Below are 22,121 nucleotides of genomic sequence, written 5' to 3'. Positions count from 1 at the left end.
GGACAAATTCCAGGGGGAGGCGTCAAATTCGGAACGGCACGTACTTCTTGATCAGGCTCGGGCGCGGCGTTTCCGCGACCAGTGGCGGTGCGGCGACCGGCGGGTGCGGCACGTACTCGGCAACGATGGCCTTGACCATCGATTCGATCGTGCCGCGCTCGTGGGTTTCGCAAGCCATCATCAGGCAGGTGATGCAGGTTTCGAGCACGCTGGGTCGCAGCGCGCTTTCCTTCATCCGCATGATGCGCGGATGCTCGCTGGGGAAGACGGTGCCGTCGGTAAGCAGCTCTTCGTGCAGCTTTTCGCCGGGGAACAGCCCGACGAACTGGATCTCGATGTCGCCGCGCGGGTTCTGCGGCGTGCGCTCGGTGAGCCCGGACATGGCGATCATCGTGCGGGCCAGGTCGACGATCTTGACCGGCTCGCCCATGTCGAGCACGAACACGTCCCCGCCCTTGGCCATCGCGCCGGCCTGGATCACGAGCTGGGCGGCTTCGGCGATCAGCATGAAGTAGCGCGAGACTTCCGGGTGCGTGATGGTGACCGGCCCGCCGCGTGCGATCTGGCGCTGAAACAGCGGGATCACCGAGCCGGACGAGCCGAGCACGTTGCCGAAGCGGACCATGCAGAAGGTGGTGTGGGCGCCGTGGCGCACGGCGGCGGCCTGGAAGATCAGTTCCGCGATGCGCTTGCTGGCGCCCATGATGTTGGTCGGGCGCACCGCCTTGTCGCTGGAAATCAGGACGCAGGTTTCCACCTCGTGCCTGGCCGCGGCGCTGGCCACCACCTGGGCGCCGACGACGTTGTTGCGCAAGCCTTCGACAATGTTGGCCTCCACCAGCGGCACATGCTTGTAGGCGGCCGCGTGGTAGATCGTGTTCACCTTGCCGTCGCGCAGGATCCGGTCGACCAGGTCGTTGTTGCAGACCGAGCCGAGATGCGCGTGGATGGTCAGGCCCGGGAAGCGGGAAGTCAGCTCCTGGCGCACCGTGTACAGTGCATATTCGGAGTGGTCGAGCAGGTGCAGCTCGAGCGGGGTCAGGGTGACGATCTGGCGGCACAATTCGCTGCCGATCGAGCCCCCGGCGCCGGTGACGAGCACGCTCTTGCCACGCACACAGCGGGCGAACAGGTCGAGCCGCGGCGGCACGGGCGGGCGGCCGAGCAGGTCTTCGAACTTGAGTTCGCGGATCGAGTCGCGCGCCGGTGCGCGGTCGTCGGCAAGGTCTACGAGACGGCTCAGGATCTTGGTCGGCACGCCGGCCTGGCCCAGGCGCTGCATGATGTCGCGCAGCCGTTCCGGGGACACCGAGGGCAACGCGATGACGATCGTGCGGATGCCGTGCGAAGCGACCAGCTCCGGGAGGCGTGCCGTGTTGAACACCCGCAGCCCGGCGATGGTGCGGTCGTTGAGTGCGGTCTTGTCGTCCAGGAAGCAAACCGGGCGGTATTCGTCGCTGTGGCGCATTGCCTGCGCCAGCCGGGCGCCTGCTTCGCTGGCGCCGTAGACGGCGACCGCGTCGGAACTGGCACGCTGTCCGCAATGGGCACGCAGCAGGTTGCGCACGCCGATCCGCGAAATGACGACATATGAAAATACGACGAACCAGTAAATTGCCAGGGCACTTCTTGGAAAACGCGGTTCGTTCGTGACGATTAAAACGACATAAACGCAGAATATGGCAAATGCGAGCGCCACTCCGGTAAAACTCAATAAGCGCTGGTCGATAAAGCGGATTACCGCGCGATACAGGTCGGACATGGAAAATGCCGCAATCGTGACGACGGCAACCAATGCATAAGAAGCCGGGCCATAATTCATTGCGAGATGTAAATCGCCGCCTCGCAATATCATCGCGATGAGAAAACACACCGGCAATGCCAGCAGGTCGGCGACGACCATCAGGACGATTTTACTGGTGCGGCTCATCGACACCATCCGTGCGCAAAGCTGGCTGAAGAGATCGGTGCTGAAATTGGACATGGCGATCCGCTGCTGGTTAAGGAATGGGATTAATGGGTGCAGGTGCGAATGGAACGGTCAATAATTGGCAAATAAATGAACCCCGTAATACAGCCCGGGGATCAGGTCTGTGAGTTTTGTAAATTTATTATCTGGCGACTACTTCGCTGGGAGCTTGACCTGACTCAACGGCGGCGAGTGAATTAAATTGAAAAGACTTGGAATTAATAATGGGAAATGAAAATAGGAAATAAATCGAGAATTTAATTTCCATAGATTATTTATTTCGCTGAACAGTGCGAGAAAATCAGGAGGTGCGCGGCCCGGGCGCAACAGGGGAAGGCAAAGGGGCCAAGCTCGGGTCGCCGGCGACGCGGCGCAGGCAGGGCGGGAGGCGCCTCGCCGACCAGGTTGGCGAGGGCGGGAAGGAGGGAATCGGTGGCTTAGCGGCCGGGACGCGGTTGCGGGGCCATCGGCGGCACCGTGATCTGTTCGTTCAAGCGCAGGAACTTGAAGCCGGCCAGCGCCTGGCCGCGCTTGCCCTCGCGTGCGTTGCGCGCTTCGCGCTGCGCAGCGCGCGCGATGAAGGCCTCGAAGGTCTCTTCACGCACCTTCGGCTCCTGCGAATGCAGGAAGTGGCGTTCGCCGTTCGGGCCGAGCACCACCAGCCCGACGTGCGAGGCCCAGTACTCGCCGTCGCGGGTGGAGATGACGTTGACGAAATCGCCTTCCTGCAGCTGGCTGGCGACGGCGGGTACCCGTTCCTTCGGCACGAAAGCCTGGCGGCTGCTCTCGACCGGGATGTCGCGCACGGTGTTGTGGCGCGTGCGCAGGAAGCGCGCCCGGTCCACCGTCATCGCGTAGGTCGGGCCGTCCGGCCCGGCCAGGTCGGCGCTGATGTCGGTCACCAGCCAGCGGTTGGCGACGTTCCAGTCCATCTCGGTGTAGTGGTTGCGGGTGGCGACGCCGATCACGCCGTCGCGGTAGCGGATCCGCTGCAGCATCCAGAAGAATTCTTCCCACGATTGCGACAGCGCCATCGCATAGGTGTGCTCGGCGAAGACCACGCAATCGCTTTCCTCCAGGCTGAACAGCGGCAGCTTGTCATGGATCTCGAACGGGAACTCGCCCAGCAGGTGCAGCGAATACGGCTGGCCGAGGTTCTTGCGACCGATGGCGGCGATGCGCTTGCGCAGGTCGGGTTCGGCGCCGTGGACATGGGCGATGTAGCGTCCCGCTTCCTGTGGCGTCATCTGGTAGATCTGCTTCTGCAGGACGGCCGCCAACGGTGTTTCAGGGAGCGGCGAGGACGCAGGCTTCGGCGGGGCGATGGCGCAGCCGGCAAGGGCGGCGCCGGCGAACAGCAGGGGGAGAAGGCGCATGGTCGGAAAGGAGCTGTAGAAGGAGCTGTTGACGAACTCCCACGCTAACGCCCGGGGTGCCGCTTTGAGTAATGAAATTTCGTCGCCCGGCCATAACCTTTCTTATGCGGCGAGAATATGTACATTCCTCAGAGTTATATAGCAGAGAAAACAAGTGATTATTCAACAAGGGTGCAAATAATCAATACTTTGAAAATGGCAGCGATGGCGCCCGGTTTCGGGCCCCGTGAAACAAGCTTGCAGTCCGATAGCTATATACCCAGGAGATAAAAGAATGTTCAGACAGAAGCCGCTCGCCGCGGCCGTATCGATGGCCGTCTGGAGCCTGGCCGCCGTGCCGGCCATGGCGCAGGACGCCCCCGCGGGCCAGATCCAGACCGTCGAGGTCACGGGCATCCGTGCTTCGATGGCGAAGTCGCTGGCCGTCAAGCGCGATGCAGCCACCAACGTCGAGGTGATTACTGCCGAAGACGTGGGCAAGATGCCGGACAAGAACATCGCCGACTCGCTGCAACGCCTCTCCGGCGTGGCCGTGCGTACCGACTACGACGAAGCCGAGAAGGTCGCGATGCGCGGCACCAACCCGGACCACACCCTGATCCTGTTCAACGGCCACACCGTCTCGGGCGGCGACTGGTATTTTGCCGACCAGCTCTCGAGCAGCCGCTCGACCAGCCTGTCGCTGATGCCGTCCACCGTGATCAACCAGGCTGTCGTCCACAAGACTTCCGAGGCCAAACTGGTCGACGGCGGCATGGCCGGCACCATCAATGTCACCACCCGCAAGCCGCTGGCGCAGAAAGAGCGCCTGACCGGCGTGGTCAACCTGGGCGGCGTGTACTCCGACCTGCCGAGCAAGTTCGCGCACGATACCAACGCCGCAATCAACTGGAAGAACGAGTCGGGCACCTTCGGCTTCATCACCACGGTCTTCGCCGAAAAGCGCCACGTACGCCGTGACTCGGCCTCGCGCTTCGCCTACTCGGGCGGCAGCGGCTGGGACGTGATCAACCTGGATACCATGAAAGGCATCACCGACGAATCGCTGGCCGGCACCGGCTACAAGGCGTCGGACCTGCAGGGCGTGCGCATTCCCGGTTCGATGAGCACCGAATACGTCGAAGGCGTGCGTGACCGCAAGGGCGGCATGTTCTCGCTGCAGTTCAAGCCGAACAACGACCTGGACATGACCCTGACCGGCTTCCATTCGGAGATGAAGGCCAATAACTTCGGCCGCCTGAACGCCGGCGCGATGTTCAGCATGCTGCGCGGCCTGGGCGGCGTGCAGGGCACCAACGTCCCGACCAACTCGAACGGCCAGCGCGTTTACGCGCAGATCAAGAACCCGGTCATCGTGACCGAGCGCACCCTGTACGGCCACGAGCTGAAGGTGCTGAAGGCGGCGGACATCGTCTACCCGGCCGGCACCACCCCGCAGTACATCGGCGAGACCGAAGGCGCCTACCGCGACGGCGCCAAGGCGTCCAGCGCCTTCCTCGATCTCGATGTGAAGTATCGCGTGAGCCAGGACCTGACGGTCAAGGCGCTGCTGTCGGCCACCAAGGGCGTCGGCAAGACCGCGCTCGACCAGGGCCTGACCTATACCCGCTACGGCACGGGTGTGTCGTATGCCCTGGGCAGCCTGTACGACGCGCCGTTCGTCCAGTACTACGGCACCGGTCCGAACGTCCCGGGCCGCAACCCGGACGGGAGCGGGTATGTGCTGAGCGGCCGCGCCGCCTCGGGCGTGACCACCAACGACAAGGAACACAGCATCAACCTCGATGCCGAGTACAAGCTCAATAGCGCGTTCGTCAACTCGCTCGATTTCGGCGTACGCCACGCCGACCACCGCCGCGACAGCGCGCGCCGCTTCCCGCAGCTGCGCAACAGCAACCTGGAATCGTTCGCACCGACCGGCGCCTTCAACTTCCAGCCGCTGCCGGCGGACTTCGGCTCGGGCCTGGACGGCCCGGCCGGCTGGGACAACACCAGCTGGACCCTGACCCCGGAAGCCCTGAAGGCCTATTTCGCAGCCAACTACAAGCCGACCAATGCGCAATGGGAGCGCCGCGTCTCGACCGAACTCGACATGCGCGAGCGCCAGAGCGCGGGCTACCTGCAGGCCAACCTGGAAGGCGAGCGCTGGTCCGGCAACGTCGGCGTGCGCTACGTGCGCACCAAGGTCAATGCCGCCGTGCCGGCGCCGATCCCGGTGGGACTGTGCCCGCGTACCGAGCCGGGCAAGCCGGCCACCACCTGCGCCGCCGTGCCGGGTGCCATCACCACCGCCAGCGACGGCGTGCAGTACTACGACGGCGTGCCGTTCAACCCGCTCGCCGGCGTGATGTACTACAAGGAGGCGAAGGAAAGCACCTTCAACAACCTGCTGCCGAGCCTGAACCTGCGTTATGAGCTGACCAAGGACCAGATCCTGCGCTTCGGCACCAGCAAGACCATCTCGCGCCAGAACTACAACATCCTGGGTGCCGGCTACGGCTCGCCGACCTGCACCGACGGCATCTGCCAGGTGACCGGCCCGAACCCGAACCTGGAGCCGATGTTCGCCAAGAACGTGGATCTGTCGTGGGCCTGGTACTTTGCGCGCCGTTCGGTGGTCAGCGTGAACCTGTTCGCCTCGAACATCACCGGCTACCCGAAGACCGGCGTCGCCGGCCAGGACCGCGTGACCCTGCTCGACCCGCGCGACAACATCGTCAAGGAGTTCGCGGTCAATTCGGCCTCGCAGCAGGGTGCACGCATCCGCGGCATCGAGATCATGTACGAACAGCCTTTCGGCAGCACCCCGTTCGGCTTCACCTCGAACGTCAGCAAGGCCAAGACCAAGGTCGACGACGGCCGTCCGATGGTGGGCGCCTCGGAATACGCGGCGAACCTGGGCCTGTACTTCGAGAACGAGAAGGTGTCGGCACGCCTGGTCGCCAACTATCGCAGCGAGTACGTGAACACCTCGACGGCGCCGGCGCCGAACGCGAACAGCCAGGGCCTGTCGACCATCAACGGCGTCCTGATGCCGGTCGCACCGACCATGGCCGCACCGGTCACCACGCTGGCGTTCAACGCAAGCTACAACCTGACGCCGGACCTGGTGCTGTCGCTCGATGCGACCAACCTGACCAACGTGAAGCGCGCCTACTACCGCTACAGCGAAGCCGAGCCGCAGAAGCTGGACGTGGCCGGCCGCAGCTACTACGTGAACCTGAAGTACCGCTTCTGATTCCCGCGTAGTTGAACCAAGGGGGAGCTTCGGCTCCCCTTTTTTTCTAGCTTTCCTGCCTCGCTTCCGTCTCCGCCCTCCGCCGTGTAGGAGCGCGCCTATCGCAAAATGTGCGTCACCTAACGGTGGGTCCCCAGCGCCGCCGCTATGATGAAGCCGTGTGAGTGAGGGACCTGCGCGGCATCCGCGCGGTAGACCAACAGCTCGACAGGTCAGCCGGTCGCCTCGAGGACCGGCACCAGATCCCGGCCGGCGCGCAGGCGACGGCCACAACGGTAGCGGAGGTTGCCATGTCCGAGATCAAGAACCCACCCAAGCACCTGGTACGCGAGTACCTCGAACGTCGCGCGCGGGAGTCCGCGCCGCCGCCGACGCCGGAAGAAATCCGGCGCCAGCTTGGTTGGGGAATGCTCATGCCGGCCGATCTCAAGACGGGCACCAGCCGCTCCTAAGTTCATTCGCGCCAGGACGGCGCGGCCCATCACCGTGAGCACGGTGTCACTCCAGGAGACGTTCATGACCAAGAGCATTGGCAACAAACATGAAGCACAACACCGTGGCAAGAAGGAACGCCAGGAGATTCGTCGCACCAATATCGCACGCGAAGCCGTGAAAATGGCCGAAGCCCGCGCCAAGTACCGCAACCAGGTCAAGGGTCGCCCGCAGATGGATCTCGCTGCGACTGCCTGATTTCCCTGTGCCCATCTGGCCCACCCGCGACGGGGTGGGCTTTTTTTTGTCCGCCCCGTTCCCACCAGTGGGTGCTGTCGCCCACGCCGTCATTGGCGACCTCCGTGCCGCTGTGCCGCTCAGCGTTTTCCCGGTCGTCCGCCGAATTCTTCTCCGTTCGCCGCCCCGTGGCCGCCGTTCGCCGATTTCCGGTTCCAACAGGTCTTGCCGTTCCGGTATCGTGTGTCCATTCGCTCAGCTGCGAGCACACACGAGGAGATACGCGAGATGCATACCGAAGAAGCCTACCGCTGGCGCAAGCAGGTGATCTGGGGCCTGCTCCTGATCGTCGTCGGCACCGTCTTCCTGCTCGATCGCCTGGGCCATATCGACGCCAGCGAGACCTGGCACTACTGGCCGCTGCTGCTGGTCGTCGTCGGTATCAACCAGACCATCGGCTATCCGAGTCCGCGCGAATTCGGCAACGGCCTGTGGACCGTGTTCATCGGCCTGTGGCTGTTCGCCTGCCTCGAGAACGTCTTCGGCCTGACTTTCTTTAACAGCTGGCCGTTGTTCATCCTGGCCTGGGGCGTCAACATGGTGGTCCAGCCCTTGGTCGCGCGCCGCCTGTCGCAACAACCGAGCACCAACAATCCGGAGAGCCAGCATGAAAAATGAAATCCAGTCGAAGGCCGGCGTCACCAGCCAGGTCGTGCTTGGCCTGCTCGTGATCCTGATGGGCCTGCTGTTCCTGCTCGATAACCTCGGCATCCTCGACATGCACCGCGCCGTGTCGTTCTGGCCGATGCTGTTCATTGTCGTCGGCACCGTCAAGTTGTGCGACACCCAAACCCGTGGCGGCCAGCTGATGGGTACGGGATTCATCGGCGTCGGCGTGCTGATGATGCTGGACCGGATGGACATCATCGACTTCAGCTGGCGCGCCGTGTGGCCGCTGTTCCTGATCGGCTTCGGCGCTTACATGCTGTACAAGGCGGTCACCGGACGCCGCATGCTCTCGGGCGGCTCGCTCAAGGACGAGGGTGGTACCGGAAGCGACGTGGTGGACGTCACTGCCATCCTGGGCGGCTTCGACCGCCGTGTCACGACCCCGCATTTCCGCGGCGGCGAGATCACCGCAGTGATGGGCGGCTGCGAACTGGACCTGCGCAATTCATCGATCCAGGACGAAGCGGTCCTCAACGTGTTCGCTTTCTGGGGCGGCGTCACCCTGAAGGTTCCGCCCGACTGGACGGTTGTCCTGAACGGCACGCCGATCATGGGGGGCTTCGAGGAAAAGACCATCACGCCGCCGGACAACAGCAAGCGGCTGGTCGTGCGCGGCTATGCGATCATGGGCGGCGTGGAGGTTCGCAACTGATGGTCCGCCGTCGATGAACGGCAGTTCCTGGGTGCGGCGCAGCGTTGCGCTCTATCTGCTGGCCTGGATGATGCTGGGCGTGCTGCTGGCCGGGCTGATCGTCGCTGCCACCGGCGCCGGCCCGCTCGCCAGCCTGCTGTTCGCGGTCCCGCTGACCTTGTGCTACGCCAGCGCCTGCGGTTTCTCCGCCTACTACCTGTGCCGCGCCTATCCGCTCGGGAAGCGGCGGCTGGGGGCGGTACTGTCGGTGTTCGTCTTCAGCGCGGCCACGGCGGCCCTGATGTGGTGCGTGGCCGGCAGCGCCTGGGCGTCGCTGTGCACGCTGGTGCTGGCGCAGGCCGACGCGGTGGCGGTAACGCGTCCGTTCGTGGCGATGATGTTCGGGATCGGCGTGCTGCTGTACTGGATGACGGCGGTCGCGCACTACCTGGCGCTGGAGTTCGAGCGGGCACGGCGCGCCGAGACGCAGGCGCTCGAGTCCCGGCTGCTGGCGCAGGATGCGGAGTTGCGCATGCTGCGCACGCAGGTCGATCCGCATTTCCTGTTCAACAGCCTGAACTCGATCAGCGCACTGACCAGCATCGATCCCGGCAAGGCACGCGACATGAGCCTGCAGCTGGCCGGCTTCTTCCGCCACACACTGGGGCTGGAGGCGCACCGCAAGGTCAGCCTGGGCGAGGAAATGGCGCTGCTCGAGCGTTTCGTGGCGATCGAGCAGGTACGCTTCGGGCCGCGCCTGGCGTTCACACGGCAGGTGGGCGAGGATGCTGCGCAATGCCTGCTGCCGCCGATGATCCTGCAGCCCCTGGTGGAAAATGCGGTCAAGCACGGGATCGGGCAGATGCTCGATGGCGGCAGGATTACGGTCTGGGCCGAGCGCGCCGGTTCGCTCCTGCGTCTTCGGGTGCAAAATGACATCGATCCGGACGAGGCGGGAGCAGCGGCAGCGCCCGGTGCCATCGGCCTGGCCAATGTCCGCCAGCGGCTGGCCGCTGCATACGGCAGGCAAGCCAGCGTGCACTGGACACGCGAGGACGACAAGTTCAGGGTGGACCTGGTGCTGCCCGCGGAGACAACGGAAAGCCTGATGGGAGATGCGGATGCGCGTACTGATCGTCGATGATGAGCACTTGGCGCGGGCGCTGCTGCGCGAGTACCTGGAACGCCACCCCGACGTGGAGATCGTCGGCGAGTGCGCCAACGGCTTCGAGGCCGTGAAGGCCATCGGGGAGCTGGCTCCGGATCTGGTCTTCCTCGATATCCAGATGCCCAAGCTGGACGGCTTCGAAGTGGTGGAGCTGGCCGGCACGAAGTTGCCCGATACGAGCCCGAATGCGCCGCACTACATCTTCACCACCGCTTACGACCAGTTCGCGTTGCGGGCGTTCGAGGTGCATGCGATCGACTACCTGCTCAAGCCCTTCAGCCGCGAGCGGCTGGCCCAGGCGCTGGAGCATGCGCGCAGCCGCCGTCCGCGACAGGCCGGGGTGGAAGCGCTGGTAGCGCAGGCGGCGCGGCGCCACGGATACCTCGAGCGGGTCCTGATCAAGGATGGCGCCCGCGTGCACCTGGTGCCGGCGCCCACCATCGATTACATCGAGGCCCAGGACGATTACGTGCAGGTCAACGCAGGCGGGCGGGCCTGGCTCAAGCACCAGAGCCTGTCGGAGCTCGAAGCGCAGCTCGACCCGCAGGTGTTCATCCGCATCCACCGTTCGTACATCGTCAATGTCGGATCGGTCGCGCGCATCGAGCCGGCCAGCAAGGACAATTATTGCGCGGTGCTGAAGGATGGCGTCAAGCTGCCGATCAGCCGCAGCGGCTACCAGCGGGTGCGCGAAGCGGTGCGCTGATCGCCTCCTCAGCTGCGTGCGCCGGGCCGCTCGTCCACGTCCCACCAGGCCGGCAGCAGGGCACGCACCTCGGGCCGGCCGAAGCGGTCGTCGATCAGCCAGACGACGCCATGATCAAGCTCGGTGCGGATCACGCGGCCGGCCGCCTGCACCACCTTCTGCATGCCGGGATACAGGTAGGTGTAGTCGTAGCCGGCGCCGAACATCGCCTGCATCCGCTCGCGCAGCTGTTCGTTCACCGGGTTCACCTGGGGCAGCCCGAGGGTGGCGACGAAGGCGCCGATCAGGCGTTCACCCGGCAGGTCGATGCCTTCGCCGAACGATCCGCCCAGCACGGCGAAACCCACGCCGCGCCCGCCCGCGGCAAAGCGATCGAGGAAGGCGGCGCGTTCCGGTTCGCTCATGCGGCGCTCCTGGCGCCATGCCGGCACCTCCGGGTGGCGTTCCTGCAGCACCGCGAGCACCTGTTCCAGGTAATCGAAACTGCTGAAGAAGGCCAGGTAGTTGCCTTCCCTGGCGGCGTACTGGCGCGCGATGAGGTCCGCGATCGGCCCGAGCGAGGCGGCGCGGTGCTGGTAGCGCGTGGAGATGCCGTCGGCGATGTGGACTTCGAGCTGGCTGGCGCTGAACGGCGAGGCAACGTCGGCCCAGGCGGTATCGGGCGGCATGCCGAGCAGGTCGCAGAAGTAGTGCCAGGGGCCGAGCGTGGCCGAGAACAGCGTGACCGAACGGGCCAGCGCAAAGCGCGGTGCCAGGAAGGGCGCCGGCACCACGTTGCGAATACAAATGTTCGAGTCGCGCACGCCCGCGCGCGCCAGGTCGCACAGCGAATGCGCGCCGAAGGATTCGGCCAGCCGGATGAAGGCCAATGCATCGAAATGGAAGCGCTGCAGGTCCGGATCGAGCGGTCCGGGGAACTCGGCCAGGAAGTCGTTCACGGCGCTGGTGGCGTTCTGCAGGGCGTCGAGCAGCTTCTCCGGCACGGCCGGGAGCACCTGGTAGGGCGCGGGCGCTTCCCTGTCGACGCCGGTCCAGGCGCGGCCGACGCGCTCGAGCGCCTTCCTGACCGGCTCCGGCGCGTTCGCCCGCGCCGCGCGCAGGTTGCCGCGCTCCAGCTCCGCGCTGTACATCGAACGCGCGCGCGACACCATGTTGTGGGCTTCGTCGACCAGCACGCTGGTGCGCCAGTTGTCGGCCAATGCGAGCGCGTACAGCATGGCGCCGCCGTCGAAGTAATAGTTGTAGTCGCCGACCACCACGTCGGCCCAGCGCGCCATCTCGCTGCCCAGGTAATACGGACAAACTTCGTGCGCAAGCGCGACCTCGCGCAAGGCCTCGCGGTCCAGCATGCCCACCTGCACGGCGGCCGACCGGGCCGCCGGCAGGCGGTCGTAGAAGCCTTTCGCGAGCGGGCAGGAGTCGCCCTGGCAGGCCTTGTCCGGATGTTCGCAGGCCTTGTCGCGGGCGGTGAGTTCCAGCACGCGCAGGGGGATGGTCGTGCCGGCCAGGCTGGCGGCGGCGTCGAGCGCAAGCCGGCGCCCGGGCGTCTTCGCGGCCAGGAAGAATACCTTGTCCAGGCCTTCCTGCGGCATCGCCTTCAGTACCGGGAACAGGCTGCCGATGGTCTTGCCGATGCCGGTCGGCGCCTGCGCCAGCAGGCAGCGCCCGCTCGTGTTGGCGCGGTAGACGTTCTCCGCCAGCTGGCGCTGGCCGGGACGGAAATCCGCATGCGGAAAGCGCAGCGTGGCCAGCGCGGTGTCGCGCGCCGCACGGTGCGCCGCCTCTTGCGCAGCCCAGGCGGAAAAGCGCGCGCACAGGTCCGCGAAGAGCGTGGCCAGCGCCGCCGCATCCTGCGTCTCGCGCAGTACCGTCTCCTGGCCGCTGCCGATGTCGTAGTAGACCAGCGCCAGGTTCACCTGCTCGAGCCTGTGCTCCACGCAGAGCAGGTGGCCATAGACGCGCAGCTGCGCCCAGTGCAGGTGGCGGTGGTTGTCGGGGATGCTCGAAAACTTGCCGCGGTGGGTCTTGATCTCTTCGAGCAGGTTCTGGTCGGGGTCGTAACCGTCGGCGCGGCCGCGCACGTGCAGCCCGCCCCAGTCGCCGCTCAGGGACACTTCGGTGCGGTAGTTGCCGCCGCGGCGGGCCGTAACGACGGCATGGCCGGCGATGCCTTCCTGGGCGCTGGGCGAGGGGGTGAAGCGCAGGTCGAGGTCACCCTGCTTGGCGGTGAATTCGCACAAGGTGCGCACGGCGACCTTGTAGCACGGGCCGTCACCGGCGAGGCCGCCCGCAGTCAAGCAGCCACCTCCCACTGCAGGTAACAGACCGACACGGGCATTCCGTGCGCCGTGCAGTAGTCGATCCAGCGCAGCTGGTTGTCCTGCAGGCGGTCGCCCGGGCCCTTCACCTCGATCATGGTGTAGCGCTTTTCGTGCGGCCAGAACTGGATCAGGTCGGGGAAGCCGGTATGGTTGGCTTTCACGTCGGCCAGGATGCGCTCGCACCATTTGCGCAGGTGCGCCGGCGCAATGCAGGCCAGCGCCAGGTCGAGCAGCTCGCCGGTCAGCGCTCCCCAGTACACGAAGGGCGAGGCGATGCCCGCCTTTTCTTCGAAATTGCGGCGGATGGTCCCGACATAGCGGCCGTCCTCGAGCTCGGCCAGGCAGGACGCGAACTCGGCCTCGCGGCGGTGGTGGAAGTCGGCGCTGTACAGGTCCGCCGGCCCGCGATGGAACGGGTGGAAGAAAGCGCCGGGAATGGCGGCGAACACGGCGCGCCAGCACAGCAGGCCGAACAGCGAATTGGCCAGGGCGTTCTCGACGTAGAACACCGGCGCCTCCTCGCTGGCAAGGTGTTCGCGCACCACGCCTTCCACCCACCAGTCGCCGGCCGGCATGGGCAGGCACAGGTCGAGGCGGTGGACACCGGTGGTACGCGGTGCGGCCAGCCTGGCGTGGCCGAGCCGGCGCGCGAGGCGCGGACCGATGCGCATCAGGTGCTGGCGCTCCGCTTCGCTTTCCGGCGCCTGCCGGGCCAGCGCCAGCAGGTCGTAGGCCTCGGCGAAACGCTCATGCTTTTCCAGTACGCGGATGGCGCGTCCGCGCGCGCCCGGAAAGCGGCAGCGTGCGTAGACGGCGTAGGCATTGTCCCAGTCCTTCTGCTTTTCGTACTGCTGGCCGATCTGGAACAGCAGCTTTTCGCGCCGGCTCGCGAGCCAGTCGTTGCCGAAGGCGTGCTCGGGCAGGTCGCGCACGACCTCGTCGAGCGGTTCGCCTGCGGCGAAGCGTTCCTTGCAGCCGTGGAGGACGAGGTAATGGTCGACATCGCTGCGCGAGCGAAAGCCTCGCGAGGCGTGCGAGATCTCGACCTGCTCGTAGCGGAACATGCCGAGGTCGGACAGCACGAACTCGGTCCAGTCCTGGTGCAGGTTGCCGAAGAAGAGCAGGCGCAGGCGGTCGCACAAGGGCTTGACGTGGATGCGCAACGCCAGGTCGGCGCACTCGCGGTACCAGTCGCCGAAGGGGCGCGACTCGGCAAATTCAGCACGCAGGGCTTCGAGCTGTTCGGCCTTGCGCGCGTTCTTTTGCGGGAGCCGGGTCCCGAAAGCCGCCGCGATCTCGGGTTTTGACAGCAGGTCGAACAGTTCGTCCAGGCTCAGGACCGGGTTGGTTTCGATCCAGCCGGTGGCGAGCAGGTCGCGGGCAGCGTCGACCGGACAGCCGATTTCGGGATAGACCAGTTTGCTCGCGCGAAACAGGTCCCCCTTGCGCATGACCATGCGCACGAACAGGGCGCGCGCAGCCTTGGGCAGCGCCGGAAACGCCGCGAGGAAGGCGAGCTCCTCGTCGCCCAACAGGTCGCGATAACGCTCGCCGATCCAGTCGAGGACGCGCTGGAAGTTATCCAGGTAATAAAACTCGTTTTCCAGAACCCTGATCATGTCGTAACGTTGCACTGTGCTTATGTACAGTATAACGCTGCGCGGAATCAATAACCCAGCAGTTTCCGCCTTTTTCGCGGCTGATGCAGGCTTTTCGCCACGTTACTGGCGGGCGGGGGCTGCCTTGCAGGAATCGTTGGGGCACAGGAGTTCGGTCATCTGCGAGTCTTCCGGGGCGTGGCCGTTGGCATGCACGATGACGGCGGAAATCAGGGCCACGTCTGCGTCCACGTGCCCATCGCTCGTCTTGCGCGGGCTGCCGGGGCGCTGCGCCCTGGCGGGTGCGGGACGGGCGGCGCTGCGCGCCAGCGCGGCCTGACGTGCGGGCGCTGCGGCCGGCCGCGCAGGCGTGACGGAGGCCTGCCTGGCGCCGGTGCGGGCGGTGGCCGTTGCCCTGGCAGCGGCCGGCGCAGTGCGTTCGGCCAGGCGCGCGGCGTTCTCGGCAACCGGCGCCGGTTCACGCACCGGCACGGTCGGGGCCGGTTGTGCTTGCGCCGGCTTGAGCAGGCGCAGCGGCGGCACGCCGTCGGGGGCAGCAGGCTGGTCCACGATCACCGCACTCGCATGCTGCGTCGGCGCCGGGCCGTCAGCGGCGGGCGAGCCTGGCGGTGCCGCCATGGCAACCTGGCGCAGCGGCGCAGCAGGTGGCGCCGCCGGGCTTGCCGAATCGGAGCGCATGGCGCCGGCGGGCGCGGGATGCGCAGGATTCGCCGGAGGTGCATGGATGGCGTCGGCAAGCACGCTTTGCTCCACCTCCGGCCTCAGGTCATTGTTGTTCGAGGCCAGCCACACGAGTGTCGCGGTCAGCGCCAGCGCGACGGCGGCGCCGGCACCGTACCAGGCGAGCCGTGCAGGCGACGCGGCGGCGCCATGCCGGCGCCCCGGCTCGCGTTCGAGCATCGCGAGGATGCTGTCCTCGCCACTGGTACGGCGGGGCGACATCAGGTTCGGTCGCATGGAGGCGGGTTGATTTTCGTCTGTAGGCCGCACGACATTACTCCTAAGATTGGTTCTCCTAATTCTGATTAGAAACAATCTTGGAGGAAGCGATGCTGATTTTTCTCGCCCTTCTGTACTTTTGTCTTGCCACGGGTGCGATCTGGCTCGCGCTGTTCCCCAGCGGCCGGGCTTTCGTCGCACGGGGACTGTTCATGATCCGTCAGCACCTCGCCCGGCGCGCCACCGGCTGGCAGATCGCGGGCAGCCGCTATGCCGGTTCGGTACGCGACGGCCTTCCCGGCGATCTGCGCGGCAGCGTCGTGCGCTTCGTCAAGCGCCACCGGATCGCCTGCGCCGTCGGGGTGCCGGCGGTGTTGATTCCGTCGCTGCTGGCGCTGGCTTTGAGCAGCCCGGCCATGCTGCCCGTGTACGAGGGCAGCACCACGCTGCCCGACGCCCAGGTGGCGGCCCTGCTGCAGGGCGAGCGGCTGGTACCTCCGGTGGCGCTGCCTCCCGGCGTCTTCACCACGGCCGAAGTGGAAGTGGTGCGGCCGATGCTGGTGAACGCGAGCCGTAACTGGGGCTTGCTGCATCCGGACTTCAGCCAGCGTCTGCTGCTGGCATTCAAGATCATGAAGGAAAAGCACGGTTACGACATGGCACTGCTCGAAGGCTACCGCAGCCCGGCACGCCAGGAGGAACTGGCGCGGGCCGGCAGCCATGTGACGAATGCACGGGCCTTCCAGAGCTGGCACCAGTATGGACTGGCCGCCGATTGCGCTTTCCTGCGCGACGGCAAGCTGGTGATCTCCGAAAAGGATCCGTGGGCGATGCGCGGTTACCAACTCTACGGTGAAGTCGCCGAATCCCTGGGGCTGACCTGGGGCGGCCGCTGGAAAATGATGGATTTCGGCCACACCGAGCTGAGGGTGCGTGGCGTCATGCAGCGTTGAGGGCCGGGCAACCCTTGAGCCGTCGCAAGTGTTGCCAAGCGGCGAAGTGCGAATATTTCCTTTAGGCCATTCCTACAACTCATCACTCCGCTCCCGCCATGGCAAGAATCTGGCAGTTCCTGACCGACAGCCGCGTGCTGGTCGCGATCGGCATCGCCGCGCTTGCGGCTTGCCTCCTCATTGGCGCCGACCTGATCGGCATTGACCTGATCTGGGCCCTGATCGCAGGGCTTGCATTGCTTGCCTGCTGGGGCATCTGGTGGGCGATCCGCCGCCACATCCGCAAGCGCGCCGCGACACGGCTGGGCGAGGCCATCGTGCCCGGTGACGGGGCGCTTGCTGGCGCCGCCGCCGGCGGCGAGGTGGCGGTCCTGCGCAAGAACATGCTCGAGGCGGTCGCCACCATCAAGACCTCCAAGCTCGGGCTGACGCGCGGCGCTGCAGCCTTGTACGAGCTGCCCTGGTACATGATCATCGGGAACCCGGCGGCCGGCAAGAGCAGCGCCATCGCGCGCTCGGGCCTGAGCTTCCCGATCCCCGGCAACAAGGCCCTGCAGGGCGTCGGGGGAACCCGCAACTGCGACTGGTTCTTCACCACCGATGGCATCCTGCTCGATACCGCCGGCCGCTATTCGGTGCAGGACAAGGTACAAGACACTGACCGTGCCGAGTGGTTCAGCTTCCTCGACCTGCTGAAAAAGCACCGCCCGCGTGCGCCGATCAACGGCATCCTGATTGCCGTCAGCGTGGCCGAGCTGGTGGCCGGGCCGACCAGCGCCTCGCACGAGCTGGCCAAGAGCCTGCGCACCCGCGTGCAGGAGCTGACCGAGCGCCTCGGCGTGCACGCGCCGGTCTATGTCATCTTCACCAAGGCCGACCTGGTGGCCGGTTTCACCGACTTCTTCGCCGACACCGAGCGTTCCGAGCGCGACCGGATCTGGGGCGCCACGCTGCGCTACAACCGCCGCAGTGCGCCGCAGGACGTGCTGGGCTTCTTCGACGAGCACTTCGACGAGCTGTACGACGGCCTCAAGGAGATGAGCCTGGCGAACATGGGCGCCAACCGCAGCACGCAGATGCGGCCCGGCGTGTTCACCTTCCCGCTGGAGTTCGCGGCCATCAAGACGCCGCTGCGCGCTTTCCTGTCGACGCTGTTCGAGGAAAACACCTTCCAGTTCAAGCCGGTCTTCCGCGGCTTCTACTTCACCAGCGCGCTGCAGGAGGGCTGCGTCCAGGACCTGTCGAGCAAGCGCGTGGCGAGCCGCTTCGACCTGGCGCTGCGCGAGCAGCAGGGCGGCGAAGTCAAGGAGCAGTCCGGTTACTTCCTGCTCGACCTGTTCCGCAAGGTGATTTTCGCCGACAAGGAGCTCGTCAAACGCTACACCAACCCTTCCGCGGCGCGCTGGAAGGTCGCGGCCTTCTTCGGGGCGACCATCCTGCTCGGCTGCGCGCTGGGCGGCTGGAGCTGGTCCTACATGGGCAACCGCCAACTGGTGGCCAATGTCCAGTCCGACCTCGACAAGGTGAACAAGCTGCAGGCCGGCCGTATCGACCTGCAGTCGCGCCTGGAGGCGCTCGATATCCTGCAGGACCGCATCGAGCAGCTCGACAAATACAGGAAGGACCAGCCGTGGGCGCTCGCCTTCGGCCTGTACCAGGGCGGGTCGCTGGAGCGCAAGCTGCGCGACGAGTATTTTGCGGGCGTGCGCGCGGTGATGGTCGAGCCGGTCACCGCGGCCCTGGAGACGATGCTCACGGAAGTCAACGCCAACGCCGCGCAGCTGGCGCCCGGCGCCGCACCGGCCGACCCGGCAGCCCCGGCAGCGCTACCGGCGGCTGAGGCGACAGCGTCCGCCACGTCCGCGGGCGGCACGTACCAGGGCGTCTCCGCGACCAGCGTGGCCGACGCCTACAACGCCCTCAAGACCTACCTCATGTTGGGCGACAAGTCCCACGCCGAACCGGGGCACCTGAACGACCAGCTGACGCGCTACTGGCGCACCTGGCTGGAAGCCAACCGCGGCAACATGCCGCGCGAGCAGATGATCCGCAGCGCCGAACGCCTGCTGACCTTCCACCTGTCGCAGATCAACGACCAGGCCTGGCCGCAGATGACGCTCAAGCTGTCGCTGCTCGACAGCACCCGCGAGCACCTGCGCCGCGTGGTGCGCGGCACCCCGGCGCGCGAGCGGGTGTACAACGACATCAAGACCCGCGCCGCGACCCGCTTCCCGGCGGTGACGGTGGCGCGCATCGTCGGCGAGCAGGACCAGGCGCTGGTGGCCGGCAGCCACGCAGTGAGCGGCGCATTCACCCGCGAAGCCTGGAACAAGTACGTGCTGGGCGCGATCCGCGAAGCCTCCAGCAGCCAGGCCGAAAGCGCCGACTGGGTGCTCAAGACGGTGTCGAAGGACGACCTGACCCTCGAAGGCAGTCCCGAGCAGATCCAGAAGGCGCTGGTCGACCTGTACAAGGCCGAGTATGCGCGCGAGTGGATGAAGTTCGTGCAGGGCGTCGCAATTGCCGACCTCAAGGGGTTCGATGGCAGCGTGCAGGCCATGAACCGGCTGGGCGACCCGCAGGCTTCCCCGATCGCCAAATTGCTGCGCACGATCTACGACGAGACCGTGTGGGACAATCCGGGTGCGCTTGGCGCGGGCCTGAGCAAGACCGAACGCGGCTTTGCCGACTGGTTCAAGGAAGTCATCCTGCGCCGGGCACCGTCGGACGCGCGCACGCTGGCCAATACGGTGGATCCGGCCTCGCTGCTGGCGCAACAGAACTCCGGGCCGATCGGGCGCGAGTTCGCCGGCGTGGCGCGCCTGGTCGGCGCCAAGGAAAAGGACGCCTCCTTGATGACGGGCTACCTCGACGCCCTGTCGAAGCTGCGGACCCGCCTGAACGCACTCAAGAACCAGGGCGACCCCGGTCCCGGCGCCAAGCAGTTCATGCAGCAGACGCTGGAGGGCAACGGCTCCGAGCTGGCCGACGCGCTGCGCTATGTCGACGAGCAGATGCTGACAGGGATGAGCGACACCCAGAAGGCGGCGTTGCGCCCGCTGCTGGTGCGCCCGTTGATCCAGACCTTCGCCATGGTGGTGCTGCCGTCCGAGGCCGAAATCAACAAGACCTGGCAGCTGCAGGTGGTCGAACCGTTCCAGCGCACGCTCGCCACCAAGTACCCGTTCGCCGCCGGCTCCAGCGTGGAAGCCACTCCAGGGGAGATCGGCCAGATATTCGGGCCCGAGGGCGAGGTGGCCAAGTTCGTCACGACGTCGATGGGACCGCTGGTCGTGAACCGGGGCGGCGTGCTGGCCCCCCGCACCTGGGCCGACATCGGCATCACCCTGTCGCCGCAGGTGGTGTCCGGCTTCCCGGGCTGGATCGCACCGTTGTCCTCGAAAGGCGTCGCTACCAGCAACGGCCCACAGACCGTGTTCCAGATCCTGCCGCAGGCAGCCCCGGGCACGCTGGAATACACGCTCGACATCGACGGCCAGCAGCTGCGCTACAAGAACACGCCGCCCGCGTGGACCAACATGGTGCACCCGGGGCCGCAGGGGGTGGCCGGCGTGCGCATTTCGGCCGTTACGTTCGACGGCCGCACGGTGGAGCTGTTCAACGAACCGGGCCAGTCGGGCCTGAAGCGGATGATCGACGCGGCCCAGAAGAAGCGTAAGGACGGCGGCGTGTTCGAGCTGCGCTGGAGCGCGCAGAATGTAACGGTGACGGTGGACCTGAAGATCGTCAGCAGCGCCGCCGCCAGCGGCAGCGGCGAGCAGGGCAAGGGTTTCCAGGGGCTGCGCCTGCCGCCGGTGATCGTCGGCCGCTCGCTGGAAGCTGTTCCCGACGGCGCGCCGGGCGGCCCGACGCTCGCCGCCACTTCCGGAGGCCAGTGATGCGCGGCCCCGCTTCGGAACGGATCGGCTACTTCGGCAAGATTCCGGCGCGCGCCGACTTCGTCAAGCTGGCCGACGACGCGGCGGCGATCACGATGCTCGACCGCTGGCTGGCGCAGGTGATGACCCTCCTGCCTTCGGATGCGCGCTGGCGCATCAACTACGACGCCATGCCGGCCGTGAGTTTCGCGCTGGTCGGGCCCGCGCGCCGCCATGCCGTGGCCGGCCACCTGCTCGCCAGCCACGACCAGTCGGGCCGCCGGTTTCCCTTCCTGGCCGCGCGCACGCACGCGGTGCTCGATCCGGCCGCTTTCGTCACGCGCTGCCCGCTCGCCTTCGCACCCCTGTGGAGCTTCCTCGAATCGATGTGCCCGCGCGTGCTGTGCGACGCCGACCCGGCGCCGCACCTGGCGGCAATCGCCGATGCCGCCATCGCGCTGGGCGATGCCGAACCGACCCTGTCGCATCTGCTGGCCAACGGCACGGTCGGCTCGCTCGGCGCGCTGCTGGAGGAGCGCCAGTTCGCGCGCATGGTGCTCGCGCTGGGCCTGCTGCTGCAGCCGGTGATGCACAGCCAGCCGGCCGAGCTGCACAAGAGCCTCGTGCTGCCGCTGCCGAACGATGCCGCCGCGCGCCACCCGGTCGCCGCCTTCTGGCTGCTGCTGGTCGCGCCCTTCCTGCGCCGCGCCAATTTCGACCTGGCGATCTTCCTCACCCGGCAGGAGGGCCGTCCGGTGCTGGTGATCGGCTTCTGCGCGGCGCTGGCGGAAACCCTGCGCGGCGTGGTCGATCCCCTGGTCGGCGCCGAGCAGCAGGTGCGCCTGAGCGACACCGGCTGGATCGACGAGCAGCTCTACATCGACCTCGACGTGCGCTCGCTGGCCAGCTACCTGGCGCAGCCGGACCTGCCGCTCGGGCTGGCGCGCGACATGTTCATGAAAACCTTCATCGGAGCCGCCACGTGAACCCATTGAAGAAACCCTGCGCGAAGTTCTCCACCACGTTCTCGACATTGCTGGGTGCTTTCCTGGTCGCCGGCCTCGCCCATGCCCAGCAGGAGCCGCCGATCGTCGTCAGCGGGACCGTCGCCGACGAGCCGACCAGGGCCGCGCTGCTCGACCGCCTGCGCGCGGTGTACGGGGCCTCGCGCGTGGTCGACCAGTTGTCGGTGGGCACCGTGGCCGCGCCCGCCAACTGGAACGACTACGTCGCAAAGCTCATCAACCCCAACCTGAAGCTGGTCAGCCGCGGCCAGCTCAAGGTCGAGGGCACCAACGTCTCGCTGCGCGGCGACGTCGAGAACGAGGAGCAGCGCCAGCGAATCGCCGGCGAAATCGCGTCCAGCCTGAACCCCACCTACACCGTCAACAACGGCTTGCGGGTGGTGGAGACGCAGCAGGGCCTGCTCGATGCGGCGCTCGCGAACCGGATCATCGAGTTCGAATCGGGCAAGGCGACGCTGACCGAATCCGGCATGGCCGTGCTGGACCAGATGAGCGCGGCGATGCAGAAGCTCAGGGGCGTCAAGGTCGAGGTGATCGGGCACACGGACAATGCCGGCTCGCGCGCCGGCAACCTGTCGCTGAGCCAGGCGCGCGCGGAGGCGGTCAAGACCTACATCGTCGGGAAGGGTATTGCGGCGGACACGATCATGGTGTCGGGGGAGGGACCGGACCGGCCGGTGGCCGACAACCGCACGGCGGAGGGGAAGGCGCGCAACCGGCGGATCGAGTTCAAGGTGATTCAGTAGTGTTTGCGCGAAACTGGATCCCGGCCTTCGCCCTAACGTACATCCACATTCCTGAAACATCGATTCGGCGTATGCTGACGCGATGGTTTCAGGATTGTGGAGGCGGCCGTGAGTACGGAAGAGCTGTTAGCTGATGAGCACTGCATTGGCCTGT

At 66.4% G+C, this 22,121-nt stretch carries 16 protein-coding genes; 11 read left to right on the top strand and 5 right to left on the bottom strand.

The genetic code is table 11. The features are described 5' to 3' along the window. Window positions 1-22: 22 nt before the first annotated feature. Both ACFFJK_RS11140 and ACFFJK_RS11135 read right to left on the bottom strand, forming a co-directional pair. Window positions 23-1,855: a polysaccharide biosynthesis protein gene (locus ACFFJK_RS11140; RefSeq protein WP_379679658.1), complete on the bottom strand. Its 1,833-nt coding sequence runs from the start codon at window positions 1,853-1,855 to the stop codon at window positions 23-25. A 551-nt stretch (window positions 1,856-2,406) separates the two neighbouring features. Continuing rightward, entirely contained in the window at window positions 2,407-3,345 is a 939-nt protein-coding gene (locus ACFFJK_RS11135; protein WP_379679200.1) for an N-acetylmuramoyl-L-alanine amidase-like domain-containing protein, read from the bottom strand. Between the two features lie 274 nt (window positions 3,346-3,619). Here ACFFJK_RS11135 and ACFFJK_RS11130 point away from each other — a divergent pair, with 274 nt between their 5' ends. The 7 genes from ACFFJK_RS11130 (at window position 3,620) to ACFFJK_RS11100 (ending at window position 10,486) form a co-directional block, all read left to right on the top strand. Beyond that, entirely contained in the window at window positions 3,620-6,583 is a 2,964-nt protein-coding gene (locus ACFFJK_RS11130; RefSeq protein ID WP_379679199.1) for a TonB-dependent receptor, read from the top strand. Between the two features lie 290 nt (window positions 6,584-6,873). Further along, entirely contained in the window at window positions 6,874-7,035 is a 162-nt protein-coding gene (locus ACFFJK_RS11125; RefSeq protein ID WP_379679198.1) for a hypothetical protein, read from the top strand. Between the two features lie 64 nt (window positions 7,036-7,099). Further along, window positions 7,100-7,273 (top strand): hypothetical protein, encoded by a 174-nt coding sequence (locus ACFFJK_RS11120; protein ID WP_379679197.1) that lies wholly within the window; start codon window positions 7,100-7,102, stop codon window positions 7,271-7,273. 267 nt (window positions 7,274-7,540) lie between these two features. Beyond that, window positions 7,541-7,930, top strand: a complete 390-nt coding sequence (locus ACFFJK_RS11115) for a LiaI-LiaF-like domain-containing protein (RefSeq protein WP_379679196.1) — start codon at window positions 7,541-7,543, stop codon at window positions 7,928-7,930. Next, window positions 7,920-8,633 carry a LiaI-LiaF-like domain-containing protein gene (locus ACFFJK_RS11110; RefSeq protein WP_379679195.1) on the top strand — a complete coding sequence of 238 codons (714 nt, stop codon included), beginning with the start codon at window positions 7,920-7,922 and terminating at the stop codon, window positions 8,631-8,633. The genes ACFFJK_RS11115 and ACFFJK_RS11110 overlap by 11 nt, the downstream gene beginning before the upstream one ends. A gap of 13 nt (window positions 8,634-8,646) precedes the next feature. Next, the gene (locus ACFFJK_RS11105; RefSeq protein WP_379679194.1) at window positions 8,647-9,756 is read left to right on the top strand and encodes a sensor histidine kinase; all 1,110 of its coding nucleotides are present in this window, start codon (window positions 8,647-8,649) and stop codon (window positions 9,754-9,756) included. Beyond that, entirely contained in the window at window positions 9,734-10,486 is a 753-nt protein-coding gene (locus tag ACFFJK_RS11100) for a LytR/AlgR family response regulator transcription factor (protein WP_379679193.1), read from the top strand. The genes ACFFJK_RS11105 and ACFFJK_RS11100 overlap by 23 nt, the downstream gene beginning before the upstream one ends. Window positions 10,487-10,494: 8 nt before the next feature. Here the strand turns inward: ACFFJK_RS11100 and ACFFJK_RS11095 are convergent, their stop codons facing one another. From ACFFJK_RS11095 to ACFFJK_RS11085, 3 genes are all read right to left on the bottom strand, one after another. Next, window positions 10,495-12,783, bottom strand: coding sequence for an ATP-dependent DNA helicase (locus ACFFJK_RS11095; RefSeq protein WP_379679192.1), 2,289 nt, complete (start codon window positions 12,781-12,783; stop codon window positions 10,495-10,497). After that, a complete protein-coding gene (locus tag ACFFJK_RS11090; protein ID WP_379679191.1) occupies window positions 12,780-14,426 on the bottom strand; it encodes a VRR-NUC domain-containing protein in 1,647 nt (548 codons plus the stop codon). Before ACFFJK_RS11090 ends, ACFFJK_RS11095 begins: the two co-directional genes overlap by 4 nt. 102 nt (window positions 14,427-14,528) lie before the next feature. Next, window positions 14,529-15,383 (bottom strand): hypothetical protein, encoded by an 855-nt coding sequence (locus ACFFJK_RS11085; protein WP_379679190.1) that lies wholly within the window; start codon window positions 15,381-15,383, stop codon window positions 14,529-14,531. A gap of 92 nt (window positions 15,384-15,475) precedes the next feature. Between ACFFJK_RS11085 and ACFFJK_RS11080 the strand changes: the two genes are divergently transcribed. The 4 genes from ACFFJK_RS11080 to ACFFJK_RS11065 all read left to right on the top strand — a co-directional run bounded on the left by ACFFJK_RS11080 (window position 15,476) and on the right by ACFFJK_RS11065 (window position 21,967). Beyond that, window positions 15,476-16,318, top strand: a complete 843-nt coding sequence (locus ACFFJK_RS11080) for a M15 family metallopeptidase (RefSeq protein ID WP_379679189.1) — start codon at window positions 15,476-15,478, stop codon at window positions 16,316-16,318. A 98-nt stretch (window positions 16,319-16,416) separates the two neighbouring features. Next, a complete protein-coding gene (gene tssM, locus ACFFJK_RS11075; RefSeq protein ID WP_379679188.1) occupies window positions 16,417-20,217 on the top strand; it encodes a type VI secretion system membrane subunit TssM in 3,801 nt (1,266 codons plus the stop codon). Further along, on the top strand, window positions 20,217-21,182 hold the full coding sequence (tagF, locus tag ACFFJK_RS11070; RefSeq protein ID WP_379679187.1) for a type VI secretion system-associated protein TagF: 966 nt from the start codon (window positions 20,217-20,219) through the stop codon (window positions 21,180-21,182). The genes tssM and tagF overlap by 1 nt, the downstream gene beginning before the upstream one ends. Continuing rightward, entirely contained in the window at window positions 21,179-21,967 is a 789-nt protein-coding gene (locus tag ACFFJK_RS11065; RefSeq protein ID WP_379679186.1) for an OmpA family protein, read from the top strand. Before tagF ends, ACFFJK_RS11065 begins: the two co-directional genes overlap by 4 nt. Window positions 21,968-22,121: the final 154 nt, after the last annotated feature.

It is taken from the genome of Massilia consociata, from assembly GCF_042432755.1.
Classification (GTDB): Bacteria; Pseudomonadota; Gammaproteobacteria; order Burkholderiales; family Burkholderiaceae_D; genus Telluria; species Telluria consociata.
This window is presented reverse-complemented; position numbering and strand designations above follow the sequence as displayed.